This window comes from Buchnera aphidicola (Acyrthosiphon lactucae) (genome assembly GCF_005083565.1).
GTDB classification, from domain to species: Bacteria; Pseudomonadota; Gammaproteobacteria; order Enterobacterales; family Enterobacteriaceae; genus Buchnera; species Buchnera aphidicola_AH.
In genome coordinates this window covers 582,173-607,403 of record NZ_CP034891.1, presented here as the reverse complement: position 1 = coordinate 607,403, position 25,231 = coordinate 582,173, and the positions used below count along the sequence as shown (strand labels likewise).

General features: G+C 23.3%; 24 protein-coding genes and 2 tRNA genes. 16 read left to right on the top strand and 10 right to left on the bottom strand.

Translation table 11 applies throughout. From position 1 onward, the window contains the following. Positions 1–16 precede the first annotated feature (16 nt). The 12 genes from D9V61_RS02900 (at position 17) to dut (ending at position 12,639) form a co-directional block, all read left to right on the top strand. Complete coding sequence (locus D9V61_RS02900) at positions 17–1,180, top strand: mannitol-1-phosphate 5-dehydrogenase (RefSeq protein WP_158339724.1); 1,164 nt, start codon at positions 17–19, stop codon at positions 1,178–1,180. Positions 1,181–1,273: 93 nt separating this feature from the next. Continuing rightward, the gene (gene mutL / locus D9V61_RS02895; protein WP_158339723.1) at positions 1,274–3,025 is read left to right on the top strand and encodes a DNA mismatch repair endonuclease MutL; all 1,752 of its coding nucleotides are present in this window, start codon (positions 1,274–1,276) and stop codon (positions 3,023–3,025) included. 37 nt (positions 3,026–3,062) lie between these two features. After that, complete coding sequence (miaA, locus tag D9V61_RS02890) at positions 3,063–3,959, top strand: tRNA (adenosine(37)-N6)-dimethylallyltransferase MiaA (protein WP_158339722.1); 897 nt, start codon at positions 3,063–3,065, stop codon at positions 3,957–3,959. A gap of 157 nt (positions 3,960–4,116) precedes the next feature. After that, positions 4,117–5,337 (top strand): FtsH protease activity modulator HflK, encoded by a 1,221-nt coding sequence (gene hflK / locus D9V61_RS02885; protein WP_158339721.1) that lies wholly within the window; start codon positions 4,117–4,119, stop codon positions 5,335–5,337. A gap of 2 nt (positions 5,338–5,339) precedes the next feature. Next, positions 5,340–6,269, top strand: coding sequence for a protease modulator HflC (hflC, locus tag D9V61_RS02880; protein WP_158339720.1), 930 nt, complete (start codon positions 5,340–5,342; stop codon positions 6,267–6,269). 53 nt (positions 6,270–6,322) lie between these two features. Continuing rightward, a complete protein-coding gene (locus tag D9V61_RS02875) occupies positions 6,323–7,615 on the top strand; it encodes an adenylosuccinate synthase (RefSeq protein WP_158339719.1) in 1,293 nt (430 codons plus the stop codon). Positions 7,616–7,791: 176 nt separating this feature from the next. Next, complete coding sequence (gene rnr / locus D9V61_RS02870) at positions 7,792–9,987, top strand: ribonuclease R (protein WP_158339718.1); 2,196 nt, start codon at positions 7,792–7,794, stop codon at positions 9,985–9,987. A 163-nt stretch (positions 9,988–10,150) separates the two neighbouring features. Then, positions 10,151–10,492 carry a 30S ribosomal protein S6 gene (gene rpsF, locus D9V61_RS02865; protein WP_158339717.1) on the top strand — a complete coding sequence of 114 codons (342 nt, stop codon included), beginning with the start codon at positions 10,151–10,153 and terminating at the stop codon, positions 10,490–10,492. 126 nt (positions 10,493–10,618) lie between these two features. Further along, positions 10,619–10,846, top strand: a complete 228-nt coding sequence (rpsR, locus tag D9V61_RS02860; RefSeq protein ID WP_158339716.1) for a 30S ribosomal protein S18 — start codon at positions 10,619–10,621, stop codon at positions 10,844–10,846. 43 nt (positions 10,847–10,889) lie between these two features. Then, positions 10,890–11,342 carry a 50S ribosomal protein L9 gene (gene rplI / locus D9V61_RS02855; RefSeq protein WP_158339715.1) on the top strand — a complete coding sequence of 151 codons (453 nt, stop codon included), beginning with the start codon at positions 10,890–10,892 and terminating at the stop codon, positions 11,340–11,342. Positions 11,343–11,383: 41 nt separating this feature from the next. After that, positions 11,384–12,139: a 3'(2'),5'-bisphosphate nucleotidase CysQ gene (gene cysQ, locus D9V61_RS02850; RefSeq protein WP_158339714.1), complete on the top strand. Its 756-nt coding sequence runs from the start codon at positions 11,384–11,386 to the stop codon at positions 12,137–12,139. Between the two features lie 44 nt (positions 12,140–12,183). Further along, positions 12,184–12,639 (top strand): dUTP diphosphatase, encoded by a 456-nt coding sequence (dut, locus tag D9V61_RS02845; protein ID WP_158339713.1) that lies wholly within the window; start codon positions 12,184–12,186, stop codon positions 12,637–12,639. Positions 12,640–12,668: 29 nt separating this feature from the next. Here the strand turns inward: dut and pyrE are convergent, their stop codons facing one another. Beyond that, the gene (gene pyrE, locus D9V61_RS02840; protein WP_158339712.1) at positions 12,669–13,310 is read right to left on the bottom strand and encodes an orotate phosphoribosyltransferase; all 642 of its coding nucleotides are present in this window, start codon (positions 13,308–13,310) and stop codon (positions 12,669–12,671) included. Between the two features lie 125 nt (positions 13,311–13,435). Next, positions 13,436–13,508, bottom strand: a tRNA-Ile gene (locus D9V61_RS02835). A gap of 153 nt (positions 13,509–13,661) precedes the next feature. On the opposite strand from D9V61_RS02835, the gene D9V61_RS02830 reads away from it, so the two are divergent. Next, positions 13,662–13,734 (top strand) — tRNA-Asn (locus D9V61_RS02830). A 15-nt stretch (positions 13,735–13,749) separates the two neighbouring features. Here D9V61_RS02830 and D9V61_RS02825 read toward each other — a convergent pair. After that, on the bottom strand, positions 13,750–14,058 hold the full coding sequence (locus tag D9V61_RS02825) for a DUF496 family protein (RefSeq protein ID WP_158339711.1): 309 nt from the start codon (positions 14,056–14,058) through the stop codon (positions 13,750–13,752). Positions 14,059–14,148: 90 nt separating this feature from the next. Between D9V61_RS02825 and sbcB the strand changes: the two genes are divergently transcribed. Continuing rightward, positions 14,149–15,594: an exodeoxyribonuclease I gene (gene sbcB / locus D9V61_RS02820; RefSeq protein ID WP_158339710.1), complete on the top strand. Its 1,446-nt coding sequence runs from the start codon at positions 14,149–14,151 to the stop codon at positions 15,592–15,594. Here the strand turns inward: sbcB and murI are convergent. The 3 genes from murI to mutY form a co-directional block, all read right to left on the bottom strand. Further along, on the bottom strand, positions 15,581–16,369 hold the full coding sequence (murI, locus tag D9V61_RS02815; protein ID WP_158339709.1) for a glutamate racemase: 789 nt from the start codon (positions 16,367–16,369) through the stop codon (positions 15,581–15,583). The two genes, sbcB and murI, sit on opposite strands and share 14 nt — an antisense overlap. A 94-nt stretch (positions 16,370–16,463) precedes the next feature. Next, on the bottom strand, positions 16,464–16,697 hold the full coding sequence (locus tag D9V61_RS02810; RefSeq protein ID WP_158339708.1) for an oxidative damage protection protein: 234 nt from the start codon (positions 16,695–16,697) through the stop codon (positions 16,464–16,466). An 18-nt stretch (positions 16,698–16,715) separates the two neighbouring features. Next, the gene (mutY, locus tag D9V61_RS02805) at positions 16,716–17,768 is read right to left on the bottom strand and encodes an A/G-specific adenine glycosylase (RefSeq protein ID WP_158339707.1); all 1,053 of its coding nucleotides are present in this window, start codon (positions 17,766–17,768) and stop codon (positions 16,716–16,718) included. A 118-nt stretch (positions 17,769–17,886) separates the two neighbouring features. Between mutY and trmB the strand changes: the two genes are divergently transcribed. Continuing rightward, positions 17,887–18,606 carry a tRNA (guanosine(46)-N7)-methyltransferase TrmB gene (gene trmB, locus D9V61_RS02800; protein WP_158339706.1) on the top strand — a complete coding sequence of 240 codons (720 nt, stop codon included), beginning with the start codon at positions 17,887–17,889 and terminating at the stop codon, positions 18,604–18,606. 11 nt (positions 18,607–18,617) lie between these two features. Here the strand turns inward: trmB and hemW are convergent, their stop codons facing one another. The 4 genes from hemW to dnaB form a co-directional block, all read right to left on the bottom strand. Further along, entirely contained in the window at positions 18,618–19,748 is a 1,131-nt protein-coding gene (gene hemW / locus D9V61_RS02795; protein ID WP_158339705.1) for a radical SAM family heme chaperone HemW, read from the bottom strand. 559 nt (positions 19,749–20,307) lie between these two features. Next, entirely contained in the window at positions 20,308–20,727 is a 420-nt protein-coding gene (gene ruvX / locus D9V61_RS02790) for a Holliday junction resolvase RuvX (RefSeq protein WP_158339704.1), read from the bottom strand. 13 nt (positions 20,728–20,740) lie between these two features. Then, the gene (gene gshB / locus D9V61_RS02785; RefSeq protein WP_158339703.1) at positions 20,741–21,700 is read right to left on the bottom strand and encodes a glutathione synthase; all 960 of its coding nucleotides are present in this window, start codon (positions 21,698–21,700) and stop codon (positions 20,741–20,743) included. Positions 21,701–22,012: 312 nt separating this feature from the next. Continuing rightward, positions 22,013–23,410: a replicative DNA helicase gene (gene dnaB, locus D9V61_RS02780; RefSeq protein ID WP_158339702.1), complete on the bottom strand. Its 1,398-nt coding sequence runs from the start codon at positions 23,408–23,410 to the stop codon at positions 22,013–22,015. 703 nt (positions 23,411–24,113) lie between these two features. Between dnaB and D9V61_RS02775 the strand changes: the two genes are divergently transcribed. Then, positions 24,114–24,629: a single-stranded DNA-binding protein gene (locus D9V61_RS02775; RefSeq protein ID WP_158339701.1), complete on the top strand. Its 516-nt coding sequence runs from the start codon at positions 24,114–24,116 to the stop codon at positions 24,627–24,629. Positions 24,630–25,231 lie beyond the last annotated feature (602 nt).

Here is a 25,231-nt window from a genome sequence, read left to right as displayed (position 1 = left end):
TTCATTGGATTTTCTTATGAAATCATTACATTTTGGAGCTGGAAATATCGGGCGCGGTTTTATTGGAAAAACATTATCAGAATCTGGTTTTAATGTTATTTTTGCTGATGTTAATCAAGATATAGTCGATGCTATTAATCGTGATAAAAAATATTCTGTTAAAATAATAGGTACAAATCAAGAAAAAATTATCAATGTTACAAACATAAGTGCTATAAATTCTAATAATCCAAATATTATCAAAATAATTGATTCAGTTGATTTAATCACAACTGCAGTAGGTTCTAGTGCACTAGATAAAATTGCTTCAATTATTATACGTGGAATAATATTAAAAATTCAAAACAAATCTGTAAAAATACTCAATATCATCGCTTGTGAAAATAAAATAAAAGCAAGTTCTTTTTTAAAAAAAGAAGTTCTGAAAAAATTACCTATACAATATCATAATTATTTAAATAAATATGTTGGTTTTATAGATTGTAGTATTGATACAATTATACCTTTAGTTAACGATAAAGATAGTTTATTTTTGATTGTTGAAAATTTTAAAGAATGGATTGTTGATCTTGCTCAATTTAAAGGAACAATACCAAAAATCATTGATATGAAAGTAAGTAATAACTTAAATGCTTTTATAGAAAGAAAACTACTTACATTAAATACCGGACATGCTATAGCAGCTTATTTGGGTTTAATTAAAAAATATCAAACTATGCATGAAGCTATATCAGATAAAGAAATACGTATTATTGTAAAATGTGCTATGAAAGAAAGCGGGTTAGTATTAATAAAACGTTATAATTTTAATAAAAATGATCATTTAGCTTATATTAAAAAAATTTTTTTACGTTTTGAAAATCCTTTTTTATCAGATAGACTCGAACGGATAGCGAGAAATCCCTTTCAAAAATTAGGAAAAGAAGAACGTTTGATAAAACCTCTTTTAGGTGCTATTAAGTATCAATTGCCTTATTCTAATTTAGTAAAAGGTATTGCTGCAGCATTTCATTATCAAAATTTAAATGATTTAGAATCAACCAAGATTGCATCTTTAATAAGAAAACAGGGTTTTAAAAAAACTTTAATTGAAATTTGTCATTTACCTATAAATAGTAAAGAAGTAGATTCTATTATTTTAGAATATAATTCAATTATAAAAAAATTAAATAAATTATAACGATTAAAAAAAATTTTATTTTTTATAAAAATTTAAAATGATATTATTTTATCTTTCATAAATAACATTTTAAATGAATTTAGAGAATAAATAATGCCAATTCGTAAATTATCGTCTGATTTATCAAGTCAAATTTCTGCTGGAGAAGTTATTGAACGTCCAGCTTCAGTTATTAAAGAAATTATAGAGAATAGTATAGATGCTGGTGCAACTAATATTGATATTTTAATAGAAAAAAATGGATTTCAATCTATTGTTTTGAGAGATAATGGTTGTGGTATTCATAAAGAAGAGTTGTTTCTTGCAGTATGTCATCATGCTACTAGTAAAATTAATTCTTTATCAGATTTATATGCGCTTACTACATTTGGTTTTCGAGGAGAAGCTTTAGCTAGTATTAGAGCTGTTTCAAGGCTAACTTTAATTTCTTGTACTCAGTTTAATGATATTGCTTGGAAGCTGTACTTAGAAGGATTTTCCAATAATCATATTACTGTACAACCAATAGCACATCCTCAAGGCACTACTGTTATAGTAGAAAACTTATTTTATAATATGCCTGTTCGTCTTAAATTTTTAAAAAATCAAAAATTAGAATTTTTGAAGATTTGTGAAGTAGTGAAAAAAATAGCTTTATCTTGTTTTTATATAAGTTTCTCTCTTAAACATAATAAAAAATTAATTATACAATATAATTCTATAAATAGTAAAAATAAAAAAATTAATAGATTTAAAGATATATTTAAAACAATTGATGTAAATCAATTTATAGAAATAAAAGAAAAAAAATATAACATGTTTTTTTTTGGATGGATATCACATCCATATGATTTTAAAGAATCAAAAAGTATCCAATATTGTTACGTTAATAATCGATATATTTATAATAATATTTTTATTAGTGCTGTTCGTTCTGCTTATTATAAAATATCAGGAAAAAAAAATATATCATTTATTTTGTATTTAAAAATCTCATCTGATAATATTGATATTAATATTCATCCTACTAAAAATGAAATTAAATTTCATAAACCTGATATAGTTTATACATTTATTTATGAAACTATTTTATATAATTTAAAAAAAATTGAAAAAAAATATTTATTCAATGACTCTTTGCGTAACACAAAAAATAACGTGTACAAAAAAAAAATGTCTGATTTATATTTTTTTGATCCTATTTTTTTAACGTTCATATCTTTATTCTTTTTTAACAAGAATATTTCTAAAAATATAAATATAAAAAAAAAGCGTAATAATTTTATTTCAAATACTTATTTAGAAAAATATCAATGTTCTATTGGAAAATTATTAGTTATTGTACGTAAATATTATGGTTTAATTTACAAATCTAATAATTTTTCATTAATTTCTTTCCCTTTAGCTAAGGGCATAGTTAGAAAACAAAAACTAAAAAATAATATTAAAAAAAAAATCATACCTGAATATTTTTCAAGTCATATTAAAATTAATCTTAAATCTCAAGAATATTTTATTTTATCTAATCATAAAGAAATATTATTAAAAATTGGATTTCATTTAATTTTTAAAAAAAATTATGTTATTTTATCAGCTATTCCTATTTTTTTAAAAGATCGAAATTTTCATTTAATAATATCAGAATTTTTCGCATTTTTATTTCTTAAAAAACAAGTCTTAATTTCAGAAATATTAAACTGGTTTTATATTAATGTTTTTATAGAATTAAAAAATTGGACTTGTGCTAATGGAATTGCAGTACTTTTAGAAATAGAATATTATTGTCCTTTATTATTAATGAATCCTCCATCAAAATTGTTACAAAAAATAAATATTAATGCAGCATTATGTACTTTAAAAATATGAAATTTTATAAAAAAAAAAACCTATTGTTATTTTTTTAATGGGACCCACTGCATGTGGAAAAAGTAAACTTGCTATTTGTCTTAGAAAATATTTGCCAATAGAATTAATCAGTGTAGATTCAGCATTAATTTATCGTGGAATGGATATTGGAACAGATAAGCCAAGTGTTTCTGATTTATGTAATCATCCTCATCGTTTATTAAATATTAAAGATCCAATTGAAAATTATTCAGCTGCAGAATTTCAAAGAGATGTTTTAAAAGAAATTGATAATATCATTAAATTAGATAAAATACCTTGTCTTGTTGGTGGAACAATGTTTTATTATAATGTTTTACTACACGGATTGTCTGTTTTACCACCATCTAATATTAAAATTCGTGAATTTTTATTAAAAAATAATAATGAAAAATATTTTTTACATAAAAGATTAGAGGCAATCGATCCTATTTCTGCTAGTCGAATTCATAAAAATGATTTTCAAAGATTACTTAGAGCTTTAGAAATTTTTTATATTTCTGGAAAAAGTTTAACAGAAATAAAAATAAAAAATAACTATAAATTACCATATAATATTTTTCAATTTGCAATTATGCCTCCAAATAAAGAATGGTTAAACAATAAAATTAAACTTCGTGTAAAAAAAATGTTAGTTTTAGGTTTTCAAAAAGAAGTAGAAATTCTTTTTTTAAGAGGAGATTTACATATCAATTTACCATCTATTCGATGTATAGGATATCGTCAAATGTGGGAATATCTGGAGTATAAAAATAGTTATGAAGAAATGTTTAACAAAATAATATATGCTACGAGAAAACTTGCTAAACATCAATTAACATGGCTAAAAAAATGGAAAAATCTTAATAAAATATTATATAATTCTATTCCTAATATTTCAGTGCAAAAAATATTAAATATTCTTCAAAAAAAATGAATTATCTATATAAATTTAATAATTTTTAAAAAATATATTTTTATTCTTAAAGAATAGAAAATGTATCATTTTAATAATATCTTATCATTAAAAAAATTTAATTGTTTACATTTTTTTAAGAATTTATTCTAGAAAAAACTAATAAATGAGGCATAAGATGGTTTGGAATAAACCAAATGATAATAAACCTGAATTTGATCCATGGGGGAACGAGAACAGTAATAATAAAAACTGTTCAGATAATAAACATGAAAAAAAAACTGCTGTATCAGATGTAAAAAATTTTTTATATAGTCTTAAAAATATTATTACTAAAAAAACTAATCCCTCAAGTTCATCCAAAAAAATAATTCATCCCTTTATAATCATAATTATAATAAGTTTTTTTATTTGGTGTGCCAGTGGTTTTTATACTATTAAAGAAGCTGAACGTGGTGTAGTTACTAGTTTTGGTAGGTTTAGTCATTTAGTTCAACCAGGATTAAATTGGAGACCTGTTTTTTTTAATGAAGTTAGAGCTGTAAATGTTGAAACAGTACGTGAATTAGCAACTTCTGGTGTAATGTTAACTTCAGATGAAAATGTAGTACGTGTTGAAATGAATGTACAATATAAAATAACTAATCCTGCTGATTATCTTTTTTCTGTGTGTTATCCAGATGATAGTTTACGTCAAGCAACAGATAGTGCATTAAGAGGTGTTATTGGACATTCAACTATGGATCGAGTGCTAACAGAAGGTCGAACTTTAGTTCGAAGTGATACTCAAAAAGAAATTGAAGAAACAATTAAACCATATAAAATGGGAATTGCAATATTAGATGTTAATTTTCAAACAGCTAGACCTCCTGAAGAAGTAAAAGCTGCTTTTGATGATGCAATTGCAGCACGTGAAAATCGTGAACAATATGTACGTGAAGCTGAAGCTTATTCAAATGAAGTACAGCCTAAAGCTAATGGTAAAGCGCAAAGAATTTTAGAAGAAGCACGGGCATATTCTTCACGTATAATTCTAGAAGCTCAAGGAGAAGTTGCTCGTTTTTCTAAAATTTTACCCCAATATAGAATAGCTAAAAAAATAACTTTACAACGTCTTTATATAGAATCTATGGAAAGATTATTGAGTAAAAATAAAAAAATCTTTATTGATAAGAAAAGCAATTCAGTATTATTTTTATCTTTGAATAAATTTTTTTCTAATATAGGATCACTTGATAAAAATATCAAGAATAATATTAAATCTAATAAAAATAATTCTTCTCTTAATAAAAAAGAAAAAAATATTAATTATTTTTCTTCATTATCTCCTAACAATATTTTAGAAAAACGTCGTATTAATTCTATTCGAAGTGATTTTAAAAATATAGAGAGAGAATGAACATGAATAAAGCTGTTATTTTCCTATCAAGTATTTTATTGCTTTTATTATCTTCTTCCTTCTTTATTGTTAAAGAAGGCGAACGTGGTATTGTTTTACAATTTGGTAAAGTTTTACGCAATAATGAAAAAAAAACAGTAGTATATAGTCCTGGACTACATTTTAAATTACCATTTTTAGAAACAGTTAAAATGTTAGATGGACGAATTCATACTATGGACAATCAAGCAGATCGTTTTGTTACTAAAGAAAAAAAAGATCTTATTGTTGATTCTTATATAAAATGGCGTATTAATGATTTCAGTCGTTACTACCTTGCAACTGGAGGAGGAGATATTTTTCAGGCTGAATTATTACTAAAAAGAAAATTTAGTGATCGATTACGTTCTGAAATAGGTTGTCTTAACGTTAAGGAAATTGTTACTGATTCAAGAGGAAGATTGACAACTGATGTTTTAAATTCATTAAATAAAGGAAGTATTAACTTAGAAAAAAATTCTTTAATTAATGTTAATAGTATGAATGCATTAGGTATTCATGTAGTAGATGTTCGTATTAAACAAATTAATTTACCTATTGAAGTTTCTGATGCTATATATAATCGGATGAGAGCTGAAAGAGAAGCGGTGGCTAGAAGTCAACGTTCTCAAGGACAAGAGAAAGCTGAAAAATTACGTGCGACAGCAGATTATAAAGTATCTATAATATTATCAGAAGCACAAAAAGAAGCTTTAATAATTAAAGGTCAAGGAGAAGCTGAAGTAACAAAGTTATTTGCAGAAAATTTTAGTAAAGAACCAGATTTTTATTTTTTTATTCGTAGCTTACGAGCATATGAAAATAGTTTTAAAAATGATGGCAATATTATATTAATTGATTCAGATAGTGAATTTTTTCAATATATGAATAAAATGATTCAAATTAAAAATTAATAATTTTAAATTTAATAATTAAAAATATTTGATAAAATAGGCATTATAAAGAAATGAATAAAAATATTGTAATATTAGGAACACAATGGGGTGATGAAGGTAAAGGAAAGATAGTAGATTGTTTAAGTTCAGATAGTTCATATGTAGTACGATATCAAGGAGGACATAACGCGGGTCATACTTTAGTTGTTGATGGAAAAAAGATTATTCTTCATTTAATTCCATCAGGATTATTACATGATAATATTATTGGAATAATTTCTAATGGTGTAGTAGTTTCTCCTTCAGAATTAATAAAAGAAATAAAAATGTTAGAAACTCATAATATTTCTGTTAATAAACGTTTATTTATTTCTAATTCTTCTCCTTTAATTTTACAATATCATATTGAAATGGATATAGCACGTGAGAAAAAATTAGGAATCAGTGCATTAGGTACAACAGGAAGAGGTATTGGGCCAGCATATGAAGATAAAATTGCACGACGAGCTTTACGTATTGGGGATTTAAAAGATGAAAAAACTTTATCAATGCGTTTAGAAAAAATAGTTAGTTATTATAATCATCAATTAGTATCTTTTTATAAACATAAACCAGTTGATTACAAAATTATTTTAAGAGATTTACTTCCAACAATAGATATAATTTATGATATGATAAAAGATACTACGAGTATTTTACAAAAAGCTATTAAAGATAAGAAAAAAATAGTTTTTGAAGGAGCTCAAGGTAGTTTTTTAGATATTGATCATGGTACATATCCGTATGTAACTTCTTCTAATAGTACTATTGGGGGAGTTATTACAGGTACAGGAGTAGGTCCTAAGAATTTAGATTATATACTTGGTGTAACGAAAGCATATTCTACACGAGTTGGTTATGGTCCTTTTCCTACTGAATTATTTGATAATATAGATAAACATTTTTCAAATAAAGGACACGAATTTGGTTCGACAACTGGCAGAAAAAGACGTACTGGTTGGTTGGATACAGTATCTTTATGTCGATCAGTATACATTAATTCTTTATCGGGGTTATGTTTAACAAAATTAGATGTATTAGATGGATTAAACGAAATAAAAGTTTGTATAGCTTATAAAAATATCCATACTGCAGAAATTATTTCATATCCTGATATAAATGAATGGGAAAATATAATACCAATATATGAAACTTATCCTGGATGGACTAGAAAAACTCTAGGAATTAAAAAAATAAAAGACTTACCTTATGAAGCACGTAATTACATAAATCGCATAGAAGAAATAACACAAATTCCTATTGATATTATTTCTACTGGTCCCGATCGTTCTGATATTATTTTAGTTAGAGATATTTTTTATTAAAAATAAATTTTTTTAATATTAAAAATTAAACATCAATTTCCATTTTAATTAGAATCTTAATGAGTTAAATAAGAAAAAATTTATCAAAATTTATCAAATCAAAATTTATCAAAATTTATTAAGATTTATTAATATATATAATTATATTATAAAATAATATACATGGAGAAGTAAATATGGTAGTAGATCCCTACCAAAAAAGAGAAGCTAATAAATATAAAAATCCAATTCCTAGTCGAGAATATATTTCATCATGGCTTAGAAAATATTCAGATCTAATAAGTCAAAAAAATTTAGAAAAAAAATTCGGTATTAATAATCAAGAAGGGAAAAAAGCATTACGTCGAAGATTAAGAGCAATGGAACGAGATGGTCAAGTCATATATACTAAAAATCGTTGTTATATTGCTCCTGACAGTCTGAAAGTGGTTACAGGGAAAGTTATAGGGCATAGAGATGGTTATGGTTTTCTTAGAACAGAAACATTAAAAGAAGATCTTTGGCTTTCATCAGAACAAATGAAATCTTGTATTCATGGTGATATTATTCTTGCTCATATTGTTAATACTCATGGAAAAAGAAGGAGTTCAGCAAGATTTTTAAAATTATTACAACCTAATAATGTATTAATTGTTGGTAGATACTATATTAATAATGAAATTAAATTTGTAATTCCAGATGATGCTCGTTTTTGTTTTAAAATTTTTATTTTTTCAACTATTAAAGAAGATATTTCTATAGGATCTATTGTAGTAGTAAAATTAAAGCAGCATCCTATAAGAAATAATAAAATACAGGGATTTATAGTAGAAATTCTTGGAAAAGAAATGAGTACTAATTTAGCTATAGATATAGCATTACGTACATATTCTATTCCCTCTTTATGGTCAGAAGAAATTAAAAAACAATTGTATAAAATTACTAATAAAATAAATCAATGTAACTTCAAAAATCGTATAGATTTAAGAAATCTTCCTTTTTTTACAATTGATGATGAAGATGCTAGGGATTTTGATGATGCTGTTTTTTGTAAAAGAAAAGAAAAATTAGAAGAAGGTTGGAATTTATGGGTAGCTATTGCAGATGTAAGTTTTTATGTTCAACCTGATACTCCTTTAGATAAAGAAGCCTTAAAAAGAGGTACATCTATATATTTTCCTTCATTAGTTATTCCTATGTTACCAGAAAAAATTTCTACGGATTTGTGTTCTTTAAATCCTTATGTAGAACGTTTATGTTTAATATGTGAAATGAGTTTGTCAAATAAAGGAGAACTAATTAGCTATAAACATTATGAAGCAATTATATGTTCTCAAGGACGATTCACATATGACGAGATTTTCAAAATTTGGAATGGTGATTTCTTTTTACGTTCTAAATATAAAAAATTTTTAAAAGATATAGAAAACTTATCATCTTTACAAAAAATATTAAATAAAGACAATATTTCTAAAAAAGGTATTTATTTTGAGACTATAGAACCTAAATTTATTTTAAATTCTAATTCTAGAATTGAAAATATTCATCAAAATATTCGAAATGATGCACATAAATTTATTGAATCATGTATGATTTTAGCAAATATAGCTTCAGCATATTTTGTTGAAAAACATAAGCATCCTGTTTTATTTCGTAATCATGATCATCCTAAAAAAGAAAATGTTGTTAGTTTTCGTTCATTTTTAAATGAACTAGGACTTACATTATCAGGAGGAGATGTTCCAGAATCTTTTCATTATTCAAATTTATTAAGAAATATTTCTAATCGTCCTGAATATGAAATGATTCAAACAATATTGTTACGTTCTATGCAACAAGCTGTATACTCTCCAGAGAATCGCGGTCATTTTGGTTTATCTTTATCTAGTTATGTTCATTTTACTTCACCTATTAGACGTTATCCCGATCTTATACTACATAGAATTATTAAACATTTATTATTAAAGAATAAAAATATGTCTTTCAATAATTATAATTTTTCTAGTCCTGATTTGTATAGTACTAGTGAAATGAAAAAAATAGGAGTACATTGTTCTATAACTGAAAGACGTGCAGATGAAGCAAGTAGAGACGTAATTGATTGGTTAAAATGTGACTTTATGTATAATAAAATAGGTTGTATATTAAATGGTGTCATTTCTAATGTGACTTCATTTGGTTTTTTTGTTCGATTAAATCAGTTTTTTATTGATGGTTTAGTTCATATAGCTTCTTTAAATGATGATTACTATTATTTTGATTCTTTAGCACTTAAATTAATTGGAAAGTCTAGTAAAAACACTTATTGTCTTGGCGATACTTTACAAGTCAAAGTTATTTCTGTTGATTTGAATGAAAGAAAAATAGAATTATCTTTACATAAGTTTTATTAATTTTATTTTCTCAAAATATGAAATAAAATTGATTTATTAGAAAAATTAAAATATTATATAAAATAATTATCTAAAATATTTAAAAACAGTTCCTTGCTTCCTTAGAAAATATTTATCAAAACTATCTTATAAAGAAGCTAAATAAACCGAAAGGAGCATTTTAATGCGTCATTATGAAATAATATTTATGGTTCATTCTGATCAAAGTGAAAAAGTACCGTTATTAATTGAAAAATATAAAAAAATTATCCATGACAACAATGGCGTTATACATCGTTTGGAAGATTGGGGTAGACGTCAACTATCTTATTCGATTAAAAAAATACAAAAAGCACATTATGTTCTAATGAATATAGAGGTTTTTCCTAAAACCATAACACTTTTAGAAACAGAATTTCGTTTTAATAATATAATACTTCGCAATATAATTATGTTAATGAAAAAAGCAGTAGTTGAATCATCACCTATTTTAAAATTAAAAGATGATAAAAAAGAAAAAAAATAATTTTAATATATTTAATTTTTTTGAAAAAAATAATATCGTGAATCTTTTTAAAATATCATAGTATTTATTATGAATAAATGATGTAAAATTTTTAATGATCTATAATAATTTTTGGAGAAAAAATAAATGGCACGTTACTTTCGTCGTAGAAAATTTTGTCGTTTTACTGCAGAGGGAGTTCAAGAAATAGATTATAAAGATATTGCCATTTTAAAAAATTACATTACAGAAAGCGGTAAGATTGTTCCAAGTCGTATTACTGGCACTAGAGCAAAATATCAAAGACAATTATCTAGAGCAATTAAACGAGCACGTTATCTTGCTTTACTACCGTATACTGATCAACATCGTTAAGATTATTTAATTATTATATTACAGAAAAAGAGAACAAGAAATTATGGAAGTTATTCTTTTATCTAAAATTTATAAGTTAGGCGAGTCAGGTGCAATTATAAATGTCAAATCTGGTTATGCGAGGAATTTTTTAATTCCAAAAGGAAAGGCTATTTTAGCTAATAAAAAAAACATCGAATCTTTTGAAGCTCAACGTTTTGCTTTAGAGCAAGAAAAAATTAGCAAATTTCTTATAGCAGAGTCAAGAGCTAAAAAATTAAAAAAAATAAATTCGATCATAATTTCATCTAAAGTTGGTAAAGAAGGTAAGATATTTGGTTCTGTAGGTGTTAGAAATATTATTAAAGCAATTACATTACTAGGTATAAAAATTAATAAAAAAGAAATTCGAATGCCTAATGGTTTACTGCGTCAAGTTGGAGAACATATAGTGATTTTTCAACCCCATAAAAAAATTTCCATCGAGTTTACAGTTAATATAATTGCAAAAAATTAATTTTTAAAATTTTTTTAATATTATTAAATATATGGCGCAAAATGTTAGATAAAATTTGTCAATTAGCTCGCTGTGCTGGTACTTGTGTTATGAAATTTTATGATTCTAAAAAAAAAATTATAAATGTTTCTTATAAATCAGATAAAACTCCTATAACTAATGTTGATTATGCAGCTAATAATATAATTCAAAAAGGGCTACTGTCAATTACTCCCGAAATCCCAATTCTTTCTGAAGAAGCATCATATGATTTTAAAGTTTATAGTAATTGGAAAAAATATTGGTTAATTGATCCATTAGATGGGACTAAAGAATTTTTAAAAAAAAATGGGGAGTTTACAGTCAATATCAGCTTAGTTGAAAATGGAATTCCGATATTAGGAGTAATATATGCTCCATTTTTTGATATTTTATATTCTTCATTTTATAATTATGCTTGGAAAGAAAAAAAAATAGGATTAAAAGAAAAAATTAGTGTTTCTCAGTCAACTGTGCCAGTATTAATTACAAGTCGATCACATCCCGATCAAGAACTAAAAAATTATTTAGAAGAAATAAAAAATTATAAATTAAAAAAACTAGGTTCGTCACTAAAATTTTGTTTAATAGCTGAAGGAACGGCTCAAATTTATCCACGTTTTGGAAATACTCATATATGGGATACTGCTGCTGGCCAGGCCATTGTAATTGCAGCTGGAGGAAAAGTAAAAACATGGACTGGTGAGGATTTGAATTATTCGTTATCTTCTTCTAGTTTTTCTTTTGTTAATTCAGGATTTTATGCATCTGGGTTATAATTTTTCATTTAACGTATATCTTTAAAAAAATATATAATTTTATTATGAATAATATTGAAATAAAAATTTTAGACTCGCGTATAAAAAAAAATTTTTCTTTGCCTTCATATGCAACTTTAGGATCATCTGGTCTAGATCTTAGAGTTTGTTTAGAAAAAAAAATTAGGTTAAAATCTGAGCAAACTATTTTGGTACCGACTGGAATAGCAATATATATTGCGAATCCTAATATTACGGCATTGATTTTGCCTAGATCTGGACTGGGCCACAAAAAAGGTATTGTATTAGGTAATTTAGTTGGGTTAATTGATTCTGATTATCAAGGTGAATTAATGGTATCTCTCTGGAATCGTAGTAAAACAGATTTTTATATTAATCCAGATGATAGAGTAGCACAAATAATCTTTGTTCCAATTATTAGACCATGTTTTTCTTTAGTAAAAGAATTTAATAAAACTTCGCGTTCAAAAAAAGGTTTTGGTCATTCTGGTATGATCTAATAAATAAGTATAATATCATAAAAATTTCTTTAAATTCCATATTTTTCACGATACTTTATTAATTCAGGTATATGTTTTTTTAATTTTTTATCGTCTAATAAATATGATATTAAATCTTCAATAGTGATTATAGAAATGATTTTATAGGTTTTTTGATGTTTAAGATTGTTTATAGTAGATAAATTTCTTTTTCCTTTTTCCTTGCGATCTAACAATACAAAAACCGAAGATATTTCTGCTCCTTGTTTTTCGATAATTTTAATAGAATGATGTATTGCTGTACCTGATGTTATTACATCATCTAAGATAACAATTCTTTTCTTATATATTTTTTTTCCTATTAAATTTCCTTTTTCTCCATATTTCTTATGTTCTTTCCTATTAAATGCATATGAGACGTTTAAATTATAGTGGTTTTTCAATGCTATAGAAGTAGCTACAGCTATAGGAATGCCTTTATATGCAGGACCAAATAAAACATCGAATTCTATCTTTGAATCTATTATAGAATGAGCATAAAATAAACCAATTTTAATAATATCGGTTCCTGTAGAAAGTAATCCTGAATTAAAAAAGTAAGGACTAGTTCGTCCTGATTTTAACTTAAAAGTTCCGAATTTTAATGCTTTTTTTTTAAAAGAGAAATGAATAAATTCTTTTTTCCAGTCCATAAAAATTAAATCCTAATTAATTGTAAAAATTTAGAATAATATTTTACAAATTAATAACTTATATTAAAAATTAGCATGATTTTATTTTTATTTTATAAAATATAGAAAAATTTAATTTTATTTGATGGCCCTTGCTGGATTTGAACCAGCGACCAAGCGATTATGAGTCGCTTGCTCTTACCACTGAGCTAAAGGGCCATATTTTTTTACTCTATTACTATAAATCAATTTTTTCTAATAATCTAGAAATCTTTTAAAAAAATTTTATATTTTTTAAAAATATATATATGTATGTGACATATATAAAATATATTTGACACGTATAGAAAATTTTGGTATATATATTTGTATTCCTCTGTAGTTCAGTTGGTAGAACGGCGGACTGTTAATCCGTATGTCACTGGTTCGAATCCAGTCAGAGGAGAAAAAATTTTATTTTTTAATTAATAATTGATTTTAGTTCTTTTGATAGATTTCTTTTTTCTTTTGATAATTCTGCACTTTTAACAATGTAGTCATCTACTCGATCTTCATAATCGTTTTTCATCATACAAATTATTTTTTTAATTTCTTCATAATTCATATCTAATCTAATATATTGACTAAGATTATCTAAAAGTAATATTCTTTTTTTGTTATCTCTTATTTTTTTTTCAAGGTCATTTATTTCTCTTTTAATTTTATTTTTTCTTCTAAATTTGTGTACAAATTCTAATACATTTTTAAATGATTTTTTTGTATCTGACATTTTAAGAAGCCTTTTTATATTTATATTCAATTTTATTAATTGAATGAATTTTTAGGAGTTTAATATTTTATTATTTTATTAAAATTAAAAATGATGCAATTAAAAAAAACAACACCGACTTTTTTATTTTATGATTATGAAACTTTTGGTATACATCCGTCTTTAGATAAACCCGCTCAATTTGCATGTATCAGAACAGATATGAATTTAAATATTATAGATGATCCACAGTATTTTTATTGTTTCCCATCAGATGATTATTTACCTGACCCCCATTCCGTTTTAATTACTGGTATTACCCCTCAATATACAGAAAAAAATGGAACTAATGAATATATTTTTTCTAAAAAAATATATAATATTTTAAGACAATCTAATACTTGTATTGTAGGTTACAATAATATTAATTTTGATGATGAAATCACAAGAAATATATTTTATCGAAATTTTTTTGATCCTTATGAATGGAGTTGGAAGAATGGAAATTCTCGTTGGGATTTATTGAATTTATTACGAGCATGTTATGTATTAAGGCCTAACGGTATAAAATGGCCTAGAAATAAATTAGGATTGCCAAGTTTTAAACTATCAGATTTAACACAGATGAATAATATTATACATTTAAATGCACATGATGCTATTTCAGATGTATATGCAACTATTGAAATGGCAAAACTTGTTAAAAAAAAACAACCAAAACTTTTTGATTTTTATTTTAAAATAAGAACAAAAAATGAACTATATAAATTCATTAATTTAAAAAATTTTAAACCTGTAATCTATATTTCTAGTTTTTTTGGCGCTGTTCGGCATAATATGAGTGTTATACTTCCGATAATATGGGATGATAATAATAGTAATATATTAATTGCTGTTGATTTATTTAAAGACATTAAAAAATTAATAAATATTTTTAAAAAAATACATTTTGATAATCTTCTTATTAAGAATTTATTTGATTTAGGAATAGTATTATTATATTTAAATCGTTGTCCTATGCTAGCACCAATTCAAACAATGCGAAATGAAGACTATAATCGCTTAAATTTAAATAGAGATATATTTAATAAAAATATTAATTTAATAAAAAAAGATAATTTTTTTATTGAAAATATTAAAATTATTTTTTCTAAAAAAAAACAAAATAATCAATCCTTTAATGTTGATTTAGAAATATATCATTCTTTTTTCAACTCACATGATAAAAAAAGTATAAAAATAATTAGAAATACTCAACCATTTTTTTTAAAAAATATTAATTTTAATTTTCATGATTCGCGTTTAAAAACTCTTCTTTTTCGTTATCGTGCTCGTAATTTTTTTAATTCATTAGATAAAAATGAAAAAGAAATATGGTTAAAACATTGTATGAATATTTTTAATCCACTATCTTTAAAAGAATATCAAAATAAAATTCAATCCTTATTAGAAAAATATTCTAATAATTTAGATAAAGTAATTTTATTAAAAAAATTACTAGATTATGTTTTAAAAAAATATAAAAAATTATTTTTTAAAGATATTAATATAAATTAATATGTTTTATTATTTTAAATTTATATTCTTTCAAAAAAAATAATAGGCTTTTTAAGCTGTCACTTTTTTTTGAATATAAAAAAATATTTTTTTTTATTTTTTGCTCCATTTTTAATTGATTGAAATAATTTTCAATTTGAGACGCAACTATTTCAATTGAATCAATAAAATTAATTGGTGATCTTATGCATAGAATATTTTTTATTTCTTCTTCTAATAATGAGAAATGAGTACATCCTAATATGATGGTATCAGGATATATTGGCAACTTAATCCATGGTTTGAAAATATTTTTTAATTGAATTCTTGAGACTGAATAACCCCGAATTTTTTTTTCAGCTATTAAAGCTAATTTATTTGTACCTATGATTTTTAGAGTATTAGAAGAAGAGTTTTTACATATTATTTTTTTAGTATAAAAAGAATTAATTGTTGCTTTAGTAGCTATTAAACCAATGATTTTATTTTTAGTTATTTTTTTAGCAGATTTTATAGAAGGGAAAATTCCAATAATAGGAAAATTAAATATATTTCTTAAAACAGATAAAGCTACAGTGCTTACTGTATTACAAGCAATTACAACTATACTGATAGGATAAATTTTTTTTATTGTATTAATTATTTTTATGCTTCTTTTGATAATAAATATTTCTGTTTTATTTCCATATGGAAATGCTTCATTATCTAATATATAAATATAATGAATTTTTGGTAGAATTCTTTTTATAGTTTTTAATACAGATAATCCACCGACGCCAGAATCAAATATAAGCATTGTATGAATTTTTTTATAAAGTAAGTAATATTATATGTAGTTAATTTTAAAAAATATTTTAAATTTTATATGAATTTTTTAATGCAATACGATTCTATTTTTTAAATAAAAATTTTTCCATATGTTCTTCAATTTTTTTTCGATCTTTAAAGACTAGCATATTAAGATTATTTTCGTTAATTAAAATAGTTTGTTTAATCAACCATTTTTGCCATGCTTTTTTTGAAATTTGATCATATATTTTTTCACCTAGTTTACCTGGATAAGATTGAAAATCTTGACCTTCCATTTTTTTTTTAAAAAATGTACAAAAAATGATACGGTTCATTATTTTAATAATCCTTTTTTAAAGAATATCTTTTTTAAAATGTTCAAGTATTTTCTCTACTGGTCGGGGTATTCCTATATTTTTGGGTTTTTTTAAGTTATACCAAATATTTGTATTGTTTTCTTTAAAAAATTTTGAAATATAGGGTAATGTAATCAAAATAGGATGAATATGTAAAACAAAATGACTAAATTTATGAAAAAATGATATCATATTTTCACATGTATTTATATGTATTTTTTTTTCTTTTAACCAATTTAAAGCTATTTCTTTATTATTAAATTTTGGAAAATAAAATAAATTTTTCCAAATATCTTCTTCTGTATTCTTTCTTAGCCAAAAATTATTTTTATATTTAATTACAATAAACCAAGATATTTTTTCAGGATATATTTTTTTTATATTTTTTAAAGGGTATTTTTCCCATTTTTTTTCTATTTGAGCAATGCATTCTTGATTTAATGGACAAATCTTACATTTTGGTTTTATAGATGTGCAGATTGATGAACCTATATCCATCATACCTTGATTGAATTTTCCAGTATTATGTATTGGTGTAATTGATTCAATTATATTCCATAATTTTTTTTCTACTTTTTTGTCTTTTAGAAATCCTATAATTCCATAATAACGAATTAAAATTCTTTTTACATTTCCATCTAAAATAGGATAATTAAAATTTAACGATAAAGATAAAATAGCTCCTGCTGTAGATCTTCCTATTCCAGGTAATTGAATAACATCTAAAAATTGATTAGGAAATATTCCTTTATATTTCTTATTAATTATATGTGCAGATTTATAAATATTATGAGCTCTATTATAGTATCCAAGACCACTCCATAAATATAAAATATCATCTAATTTGCTATTATATAAAGATTTTATATTTGGAAAATTTAATATAAATTTTTTAAAATAAGGAATTACAAAATTTACTGTGGTTTGTTGTAACATTATTTCAGATATCCAAACTGTATATAATGTTTTATTTTTTTGCCATGGTAAATTTTTTCTGCCATTTTTATGGTACCAATTTAAAATTAATTGTGAAAAAATATATTTTGTCATTATAATAAAAACCATTTTTTATGAAAAATTATAGATGTATTTTAAAAAAAATATTAATATGTTAGTATTATGAAAGTAAAATATTTTAATTAATTTAAAATAAAAAATTAAATAAAACATGAACAATAATATTCTAACTCCAATATATAATTATAATGGTATTTTTTTACGTCAGATTCGTAGTTTTGTATGTAGAAAAGGTCGAATTACTAGATCTCAATTAAGTGCAATTCAAAAATATTGGTCTTTAATTGGTATTGACTTTCAATTGAGACCATTAAATTTTTTATCTATCTTTAATCGTGATGCTCCAGTTGTATTAGAAATTGGTTTTGGTTCAGGAGAATCTTTAGTTAAAACTGCTATGAATTTTCCCAATAAAAATTTTTTAGGAATAGAAGTATATAAATCAGGAATAGGATCTTGCTTACATTCTGCCTATTCTTATAAAATTAAAAATTTAAGAATTATTTACTATGATGCAATTGAAGTCATTCATAATATGATTATGAATAACTCTTTATCAAGTATACAGATTTTTTTTCCAGATCCTTGGAATAAAAAACGTCATCATAAAAGAAGACTTTTACAAAAAAATTTCTTAAAAATAATTTCAAAAAAATTAATAATTGGTGGTACATTACATATTGCTACGGATTCGGAATCTTATGCGTTTTATATATTAGATGAAATAAAAAATATTGAAAATTATAAAAATTTATCTCAAAAAAATTGCTTCATTGAACGTCCCATCTCCCGTATAATAACTAAATTTGAAAGAAAAGGATTTCTACGAGGTAATAAAATTTTCGATTTAATGTTTAAAATAAAAAAATAGTTTTTTCAAGTTTATTTTAAAAATATTTCTAAGAGTAAATTTAAGAAATTTTTTCCTTTTTTTGTCGTATACCAATAATCTAATTGATTAATTAAAAATCCTTCTCGTATTGCTATTTGAATATTTTTTTTTATAAGACTTTCGTCTATATTAGTTTTTTCTCGAAAATGTTTTTTTAAAATAGGTTGATATAGTCTAAAAATATTCATGAAATATTCAAATATTTTATCTTTTTCAGATACTACTTGTATAGAATTAAGGTAATTTCCAGTTAAAAAATCATTAATATTTTTATTTTTAATAGTTCGAATAATTTTTCCATTTTTTTGAGTAATTTTACCATGCGCACCGCAACCTATTCCTATATAATCCCCAAATTCCCAATAATTAAGATTGTGTTGACATTGATAATTTAACTTTGAATATGAAGATATTTCATATTTTTTATATCCTGATTTTTTTAATAACTTATTTCCTTTAATTAACATATTAAATATTGTTTCTTCATCAGGTAATTTTATTTTTTTTGCATAAAAAATAGTATTAGGTTCTATAGTTAGTTGGTACCATGATATATGAGATGGATTATATTTAATAGCAAACTGTAAATCTGATAACGCATCTTCTAGTAATTGACCTGGTAAACCATACATTAAATCTAAATTTAAGTTGTCACTAATTTTTTTTGATTCTATAATTGCATTTATTACTTCCTTTGAATCATATGTACGTTCTATTTTTTTTAATAAATTTGAATTAAATGTTTGTACACCTAGAGAAAAACGATTAATACCAGAATTTTTATAATGAATAAAACGTTGATATTCTAATGTTTTAGGATTGGCTTCTATAGTAATTTCAGCATTATTAGAAACCATGTATCTTTTTTTTATACCATTGAGTAATTTTTTTATAGAATTGGCTGTTAATAAACTAGGTGTTCCACCTCCAATAAAAATAGTATTTATCTCTCTATTATTAATTAGATATAAATCTTTTTCAAAATCTTTTAATAAATGTTCAATATATTTTTTTTCAGGAATGATTTCTTTACTAACATATGAATGAAAATCACAATATCCACATTTTCTTAAGCACCAAGGAATATGAATATATAGGCTAATAGGTTTTAATTTAAACATAATAGTAATTTCATCTTTTTAGATTAACTTTAAAAAATAAGCTTTTATCTATTTTAAATATTGCTTTTATTTTTAATATATAAAAATTATAATAAGAAATTATTCTTATGTATTAAAGTATGCATTAATACAAACACTTATTGATAAATATTTTTTTATAGCTCTATAGTATTTCTTTTTTTTTAAAATTATTAATTTTTATTAATGTATTTGTTAATAGTAAATTTTCTAAATTTATTTTTTTTAAAAATAACTATTTTTTAACTTTTTAAACGATAAGAAAATTATCAGTAGTTTTTTAGTATTATTAAAATATTATTTACTGATTAAATATTATACAAAAATGTTATTTTTATAATAAAATTTTTTTTTATATAATTTTCTTTAAAATTTCTGATATATTGATGATTTTATTTTTTTTTCAATGTCAATTCTTAAATTTTCACTCACTACTATTATTTTAGATTTGAAAAAAATTGTTATATTTATAATATTTTGTATTAACTTATAATTACAATGGATATTGCAATATTTTTTATTTTAAAATTTTTTACAATGACTATATCGTAAAAAAATATTGATTAAGCCAGCTTTCTAATATAATTTTAGCAGCATAAGAATGAATTTTTTCTTTTTTTAATCCCTTAAATCCATTTTTTTTAAATATAATGGATTTTGCTTCCACAGTAGTCAAGCGTTCATCATGCATTTTAACAACAATATTAAATTTATATTTCAACAAATTCGCAAATTTTTCTGATTCATTGGTTATTTTTTGTTTTGTGCCATTTATATTTAATGGAAGACCAACAATAATAAATTTAGGTTGCCAATATTGTATTAAATTTTTTACAGTATCCCAATTTGGATGTCCGTTATGAGCATTTAAAACGTTTAAAGGTCTACCTTTTTTTGTTATATTTTCTCCTACAGCTACTCCAATTTTTTTTATACCAAAATCAAATGCAATTACTATCATTTTATGATCTCTATCATAATATTTTTTTTTCAATATAATCTAATAACATTCCAGTAATAGAAATGTTTCTTTCTGATTCGATTTCACAAATACATGTTGGACTTGTAACATTTATTTCTGTTAGTTTTTCCCCTATTACATCTAATCCAACGAAAATTAATCCTTTTTTTTTCAAGATAGGAGATAAATAATTTGCTATTTTCCAGTCTGTTTTACTTAATGACTGTATTTTCGCTTTTCCTCCTACAGCTAAATTAGCTCTAGTTTCTCCAATTAGTGGGATTCTAGCTACACACCAAGGTACAGGTTTACCATTGACAATTAAAATTCTTTTATCACCAAGTTTTATTTCTGGTAAATAATTTTGAATCATACAATATTTTTTTTCATGGTTTGTCATTGTTTCAACAATTACTGAAAAATTAGGATCATTTTTTTTAATACGAAAGATATTAGAACCTCCCATTTCATCCAATGGTTTTATTATAATATCTTGATTTTTTTCCCAGAATTGACGTATATCAAAAATATTTCTTGTAACTAAAGTATCAGTAGTTAATTCGGGAAACCATGATATAAACATTTTTTCATTACAATCTCGTAAACTTTGAGGTTTGTTGATTATCAAGACACCTGTTTCTTCTGCACGTTCTAAAATATATGTTGAATAAATAAATTCAGTATTAAATGGAGGATCCTTACGCATTAAAATAACATCTAATTGGCTTAAAGAAATATTTTTTTCTTGAATAAATCGATGCCATTTTTCTGTATTTTTTTTTAATTCTATTAGACGAGTTTTTGCATATGGATGCCCTTTTCTTAAATAAATATCATTCATTTCCATATAGTAGATGATATGATTTCTTTTTTGAGCTTCTAGTAAAATAGCAAAACTTGAATCTTTTTTAATATTAATTAATTCTATAGAATCCATTAATATTCCAATTTTTAAATTTCTTTTTTTACACATATATTCCATCTTAGTAATTAAATATTTTTTAAAAATAGATAATATTTTTGATTTTCATTAAATCAGTAGCATATTTATATTTTTAAATCTAAAATAATATTATTTTAATTATTTTTTTATTTTTTTAAAATATATTGATAAACTTATTTTCATAAAAATTTTAATTTCATAAAATTTAATGATTTTTAATATTTAAATAATTTATTTAAAAAAAGAATTAATTTTTTATTATTAAATAATTAAAAAAATATTTTTTGATAATTATAATTTATATTTCTTTAAATAATTAAAAATTTTTAAAAATATTAATATTTAATCATATTTATGACCAGAATAGTTATCGAATCTAGACCAGTGTCCATTGAAAGTTAAACAGACTGTTCCAATCGGGCCATTTCTTTGTTTTCCTATTATGATTTCTGCTATTCCTTTAAGATCACTATTTTCATTATAGATTTCATCACGATATATAAACATTATTAAATCTGCATCTTGTTCTAAAGATCCTGATTCACGTAAATCTGAATTTACTGGTCTTTTATCAGATCTCTGTTCTAAAGACCTATTCAGTTGTGATAATGCTATTACTGGAACTTGTAGTTCTTTCGCTAGTGCTTTTAGTGTTCTAGATATCTCTGCAATTTCAAGAGTGCGATTTTCAGATAGAGAAGGTACTCTCATGAGTTGTAAATAATCTACCATAATTAAAGTTAATCCATTATTTTCACGATAAATTCGACGCGCCCTTGAACGGACTTCACTTGGAGTTAATGCTGAAGAATCATCAATATAGATATTCTTTTTTTTAAGAAGGATATTAATGGTACCAGATATACGTGCCCAGTCTTCATCATTTAATTGTCCGGTTCGAATTCGTGCTTGATTAACTCTAGATAAAGATGCTAACATGCGCATCATAATTTGTTCTCCAGGCATCTCTAAACTAAATATTAATACAGGTTTTTCATAAAGCATAGCAGCATTTTCACATAGATTCATTGCAAATGTTGTTTTTCCCATTGAAGGTCTTGCTGCAATAATGATAAGTTCAGAACGTTGTAACCCTGATGTTTTTTTATTTAAGTCTTGATATCCTGTATTAATTCCTGTAACACCATCATGAGGTGATAAAAATAATTTTTCAATACTAGCAACAGTTTCATCAAGAATTTGCTCAACGTTTTTTGGTCCTGAGTCTTTTTTAAAACGTTTTTCTGCAATTTTAAATACACTTGATTCTGCATAATCTAATAATTCTTCGCTTTTCCTGCCTTGTGTATCATATCCAGCATTAGCTATTTTATTAGCCACTAATATCATTTCTCTTACTATTGCACGTTCTCGAACTATATCAGCATACGCAGTAATATTTGCTGTACTAGGAGTATTTTTTGATAATTCAGCTAAATAGGAAAATCTACCTACACTTTCTAATTTTCCTTTTTGTTCTAAAGATTCAGATAAAGTAATTAAATCTATTGGATATCCTAGATCAAGAAGTTTTTGCATTTCTTGAAATATTAAACGATGAGGTTTACTGAAGAAATCATCAGCAACTACATGTTCTGAAACGCTATCCCATTGTTCATTATCTAACATTAATCCACCTAATACTGACTGTTCTGCTTCTAAAGAATGTGGTGGAATTTTTAATCTATTAATTTGATTTAAATATAATTTATTTTTAGCCATATTTATTGCATATACCATTATTTAGTGAATCTATGTGAAATTATATCGTAATATTGCAATAATACACTACCTATGGACTAATCTATTTGAGTCATTTTTTTTAAAATATTTTTTATTTTTTATCTATCTTACGAAACCAAAAATTATAAATATTTTTGATATATACTCTTAATATTTTTTACTTTAATTTTAATTGTTATATTTTTATATATGAAAAATAAAATTTTTTTTGTATACAATATTTGTATAAGAAAAATATTTACTTTTTTTATATCATTTTTATTTTGAAAAATATTTTTGATATTTTGTAATTATATAACTTTTTTTATTAAAATATTGTATCTATATTTTGAGATATTTTAGAAAATTATATTTAATAATATTAGAGATTTTTATAAATTTAAAAAATATAAATATTTTAATAAAATTTATAGATAATTTTTTAGTACTATAAAAGATAGAATATGTGACTATTTTTTTAATTTTGAATATGCATATTAGTTTTAAATTAATGATATGAAAATTACAATATTTTTATTTCTAAAATAATTTTTTAAAAGTAACAAACAGTTAATATTTAATATATTTTAAAAGTTTTAAAAAATAATATAGCATTTTTATAGATTTGATTATACTAAATAAAATATTTAACATGTATAATTCAAATTTATACATTTAAGTGTATTTTTTTAAATCAAATTTAAAAAATGGAGTTTTTATTATGGCAAGTAGAGGTGTAAATAAAGTTATTCTTATTGGGCATTTAGGCCAAGATCCTGAAGTTCGTTATATGCCAAATGGAAATGCAGTAGTGAATATGACATTAGCTACTTCAGAAAATTGGAAAGACAAAAATACTGGTGAAAATAAGGAAAAAACAGAATGGCATCGAATAGTTTTATTTGGTAAATTAGCAGAAATTGCAGGTGAATATCTTCGAAAAGGTTCTCAAGTATATATTGAAGGATCATTACAAACTAGAAAATGGCAAGATCAAAATGGACTTGAACGTTATACTACAGAAATTGTTGTTAATATTGGAGGTACAATGCAAATGCTAGGCAATCGTAATTCTAATTTGCAAACAATGTCAATAAATGATAATAATAACACTATAACCAAAATAAAAAAAACAGATAAAGTAGATTTTAATAAAAATATAGAAATAGATAAATCTAGTAAAAATTTAATTGATTCTTCTTCAGAAATAGATTTTGATGATGAAATTCCTTTTTAATAAAAAAATTTTAAACATTAAAAAATACAAGCCCCGATTTTTTTTGGGGCCATTTATTTTCTACATTTAGAATAATTTTTTTAAGTTCTAATAAGATAGAAAAAATTCATTTTTATGTAAAAAAAGGAATATGAATAGTTTTTTCATAATAATTTGAATTTTTTTACGATTTTTGATTAAGTATTTTTTCTGTTGTTAGGTGCTGAATTATCTAGTGCATTAAATATTCTTAATATAATAAATTTAATGTAAGCAATATCTAAATAAAAATCAATTAAAAAATTATTTCTAAACTATTTTTTAAAATTTTTATACTTAGTTTAGATTGAAAAAATAATATTTTTTTAATATATTTATATCTTGAAGATATTTTTTTAACTTAATATTTTATAAATTTGAAAATTTATTTATTATTTTATAGTGTTGTGTTTTAAGATTAATAAAAGAATTGTACTATATTTATTTTCATTTTTAACCAGTTATTTTCTATAAAATATAAAGAAAGAGTCATATTAATTACACTTAAAATATTTTTAAGATACGATAAAAAAATAACTATAAATTCATCTACCTATATTATATATTATGCGAGTCAAATATAA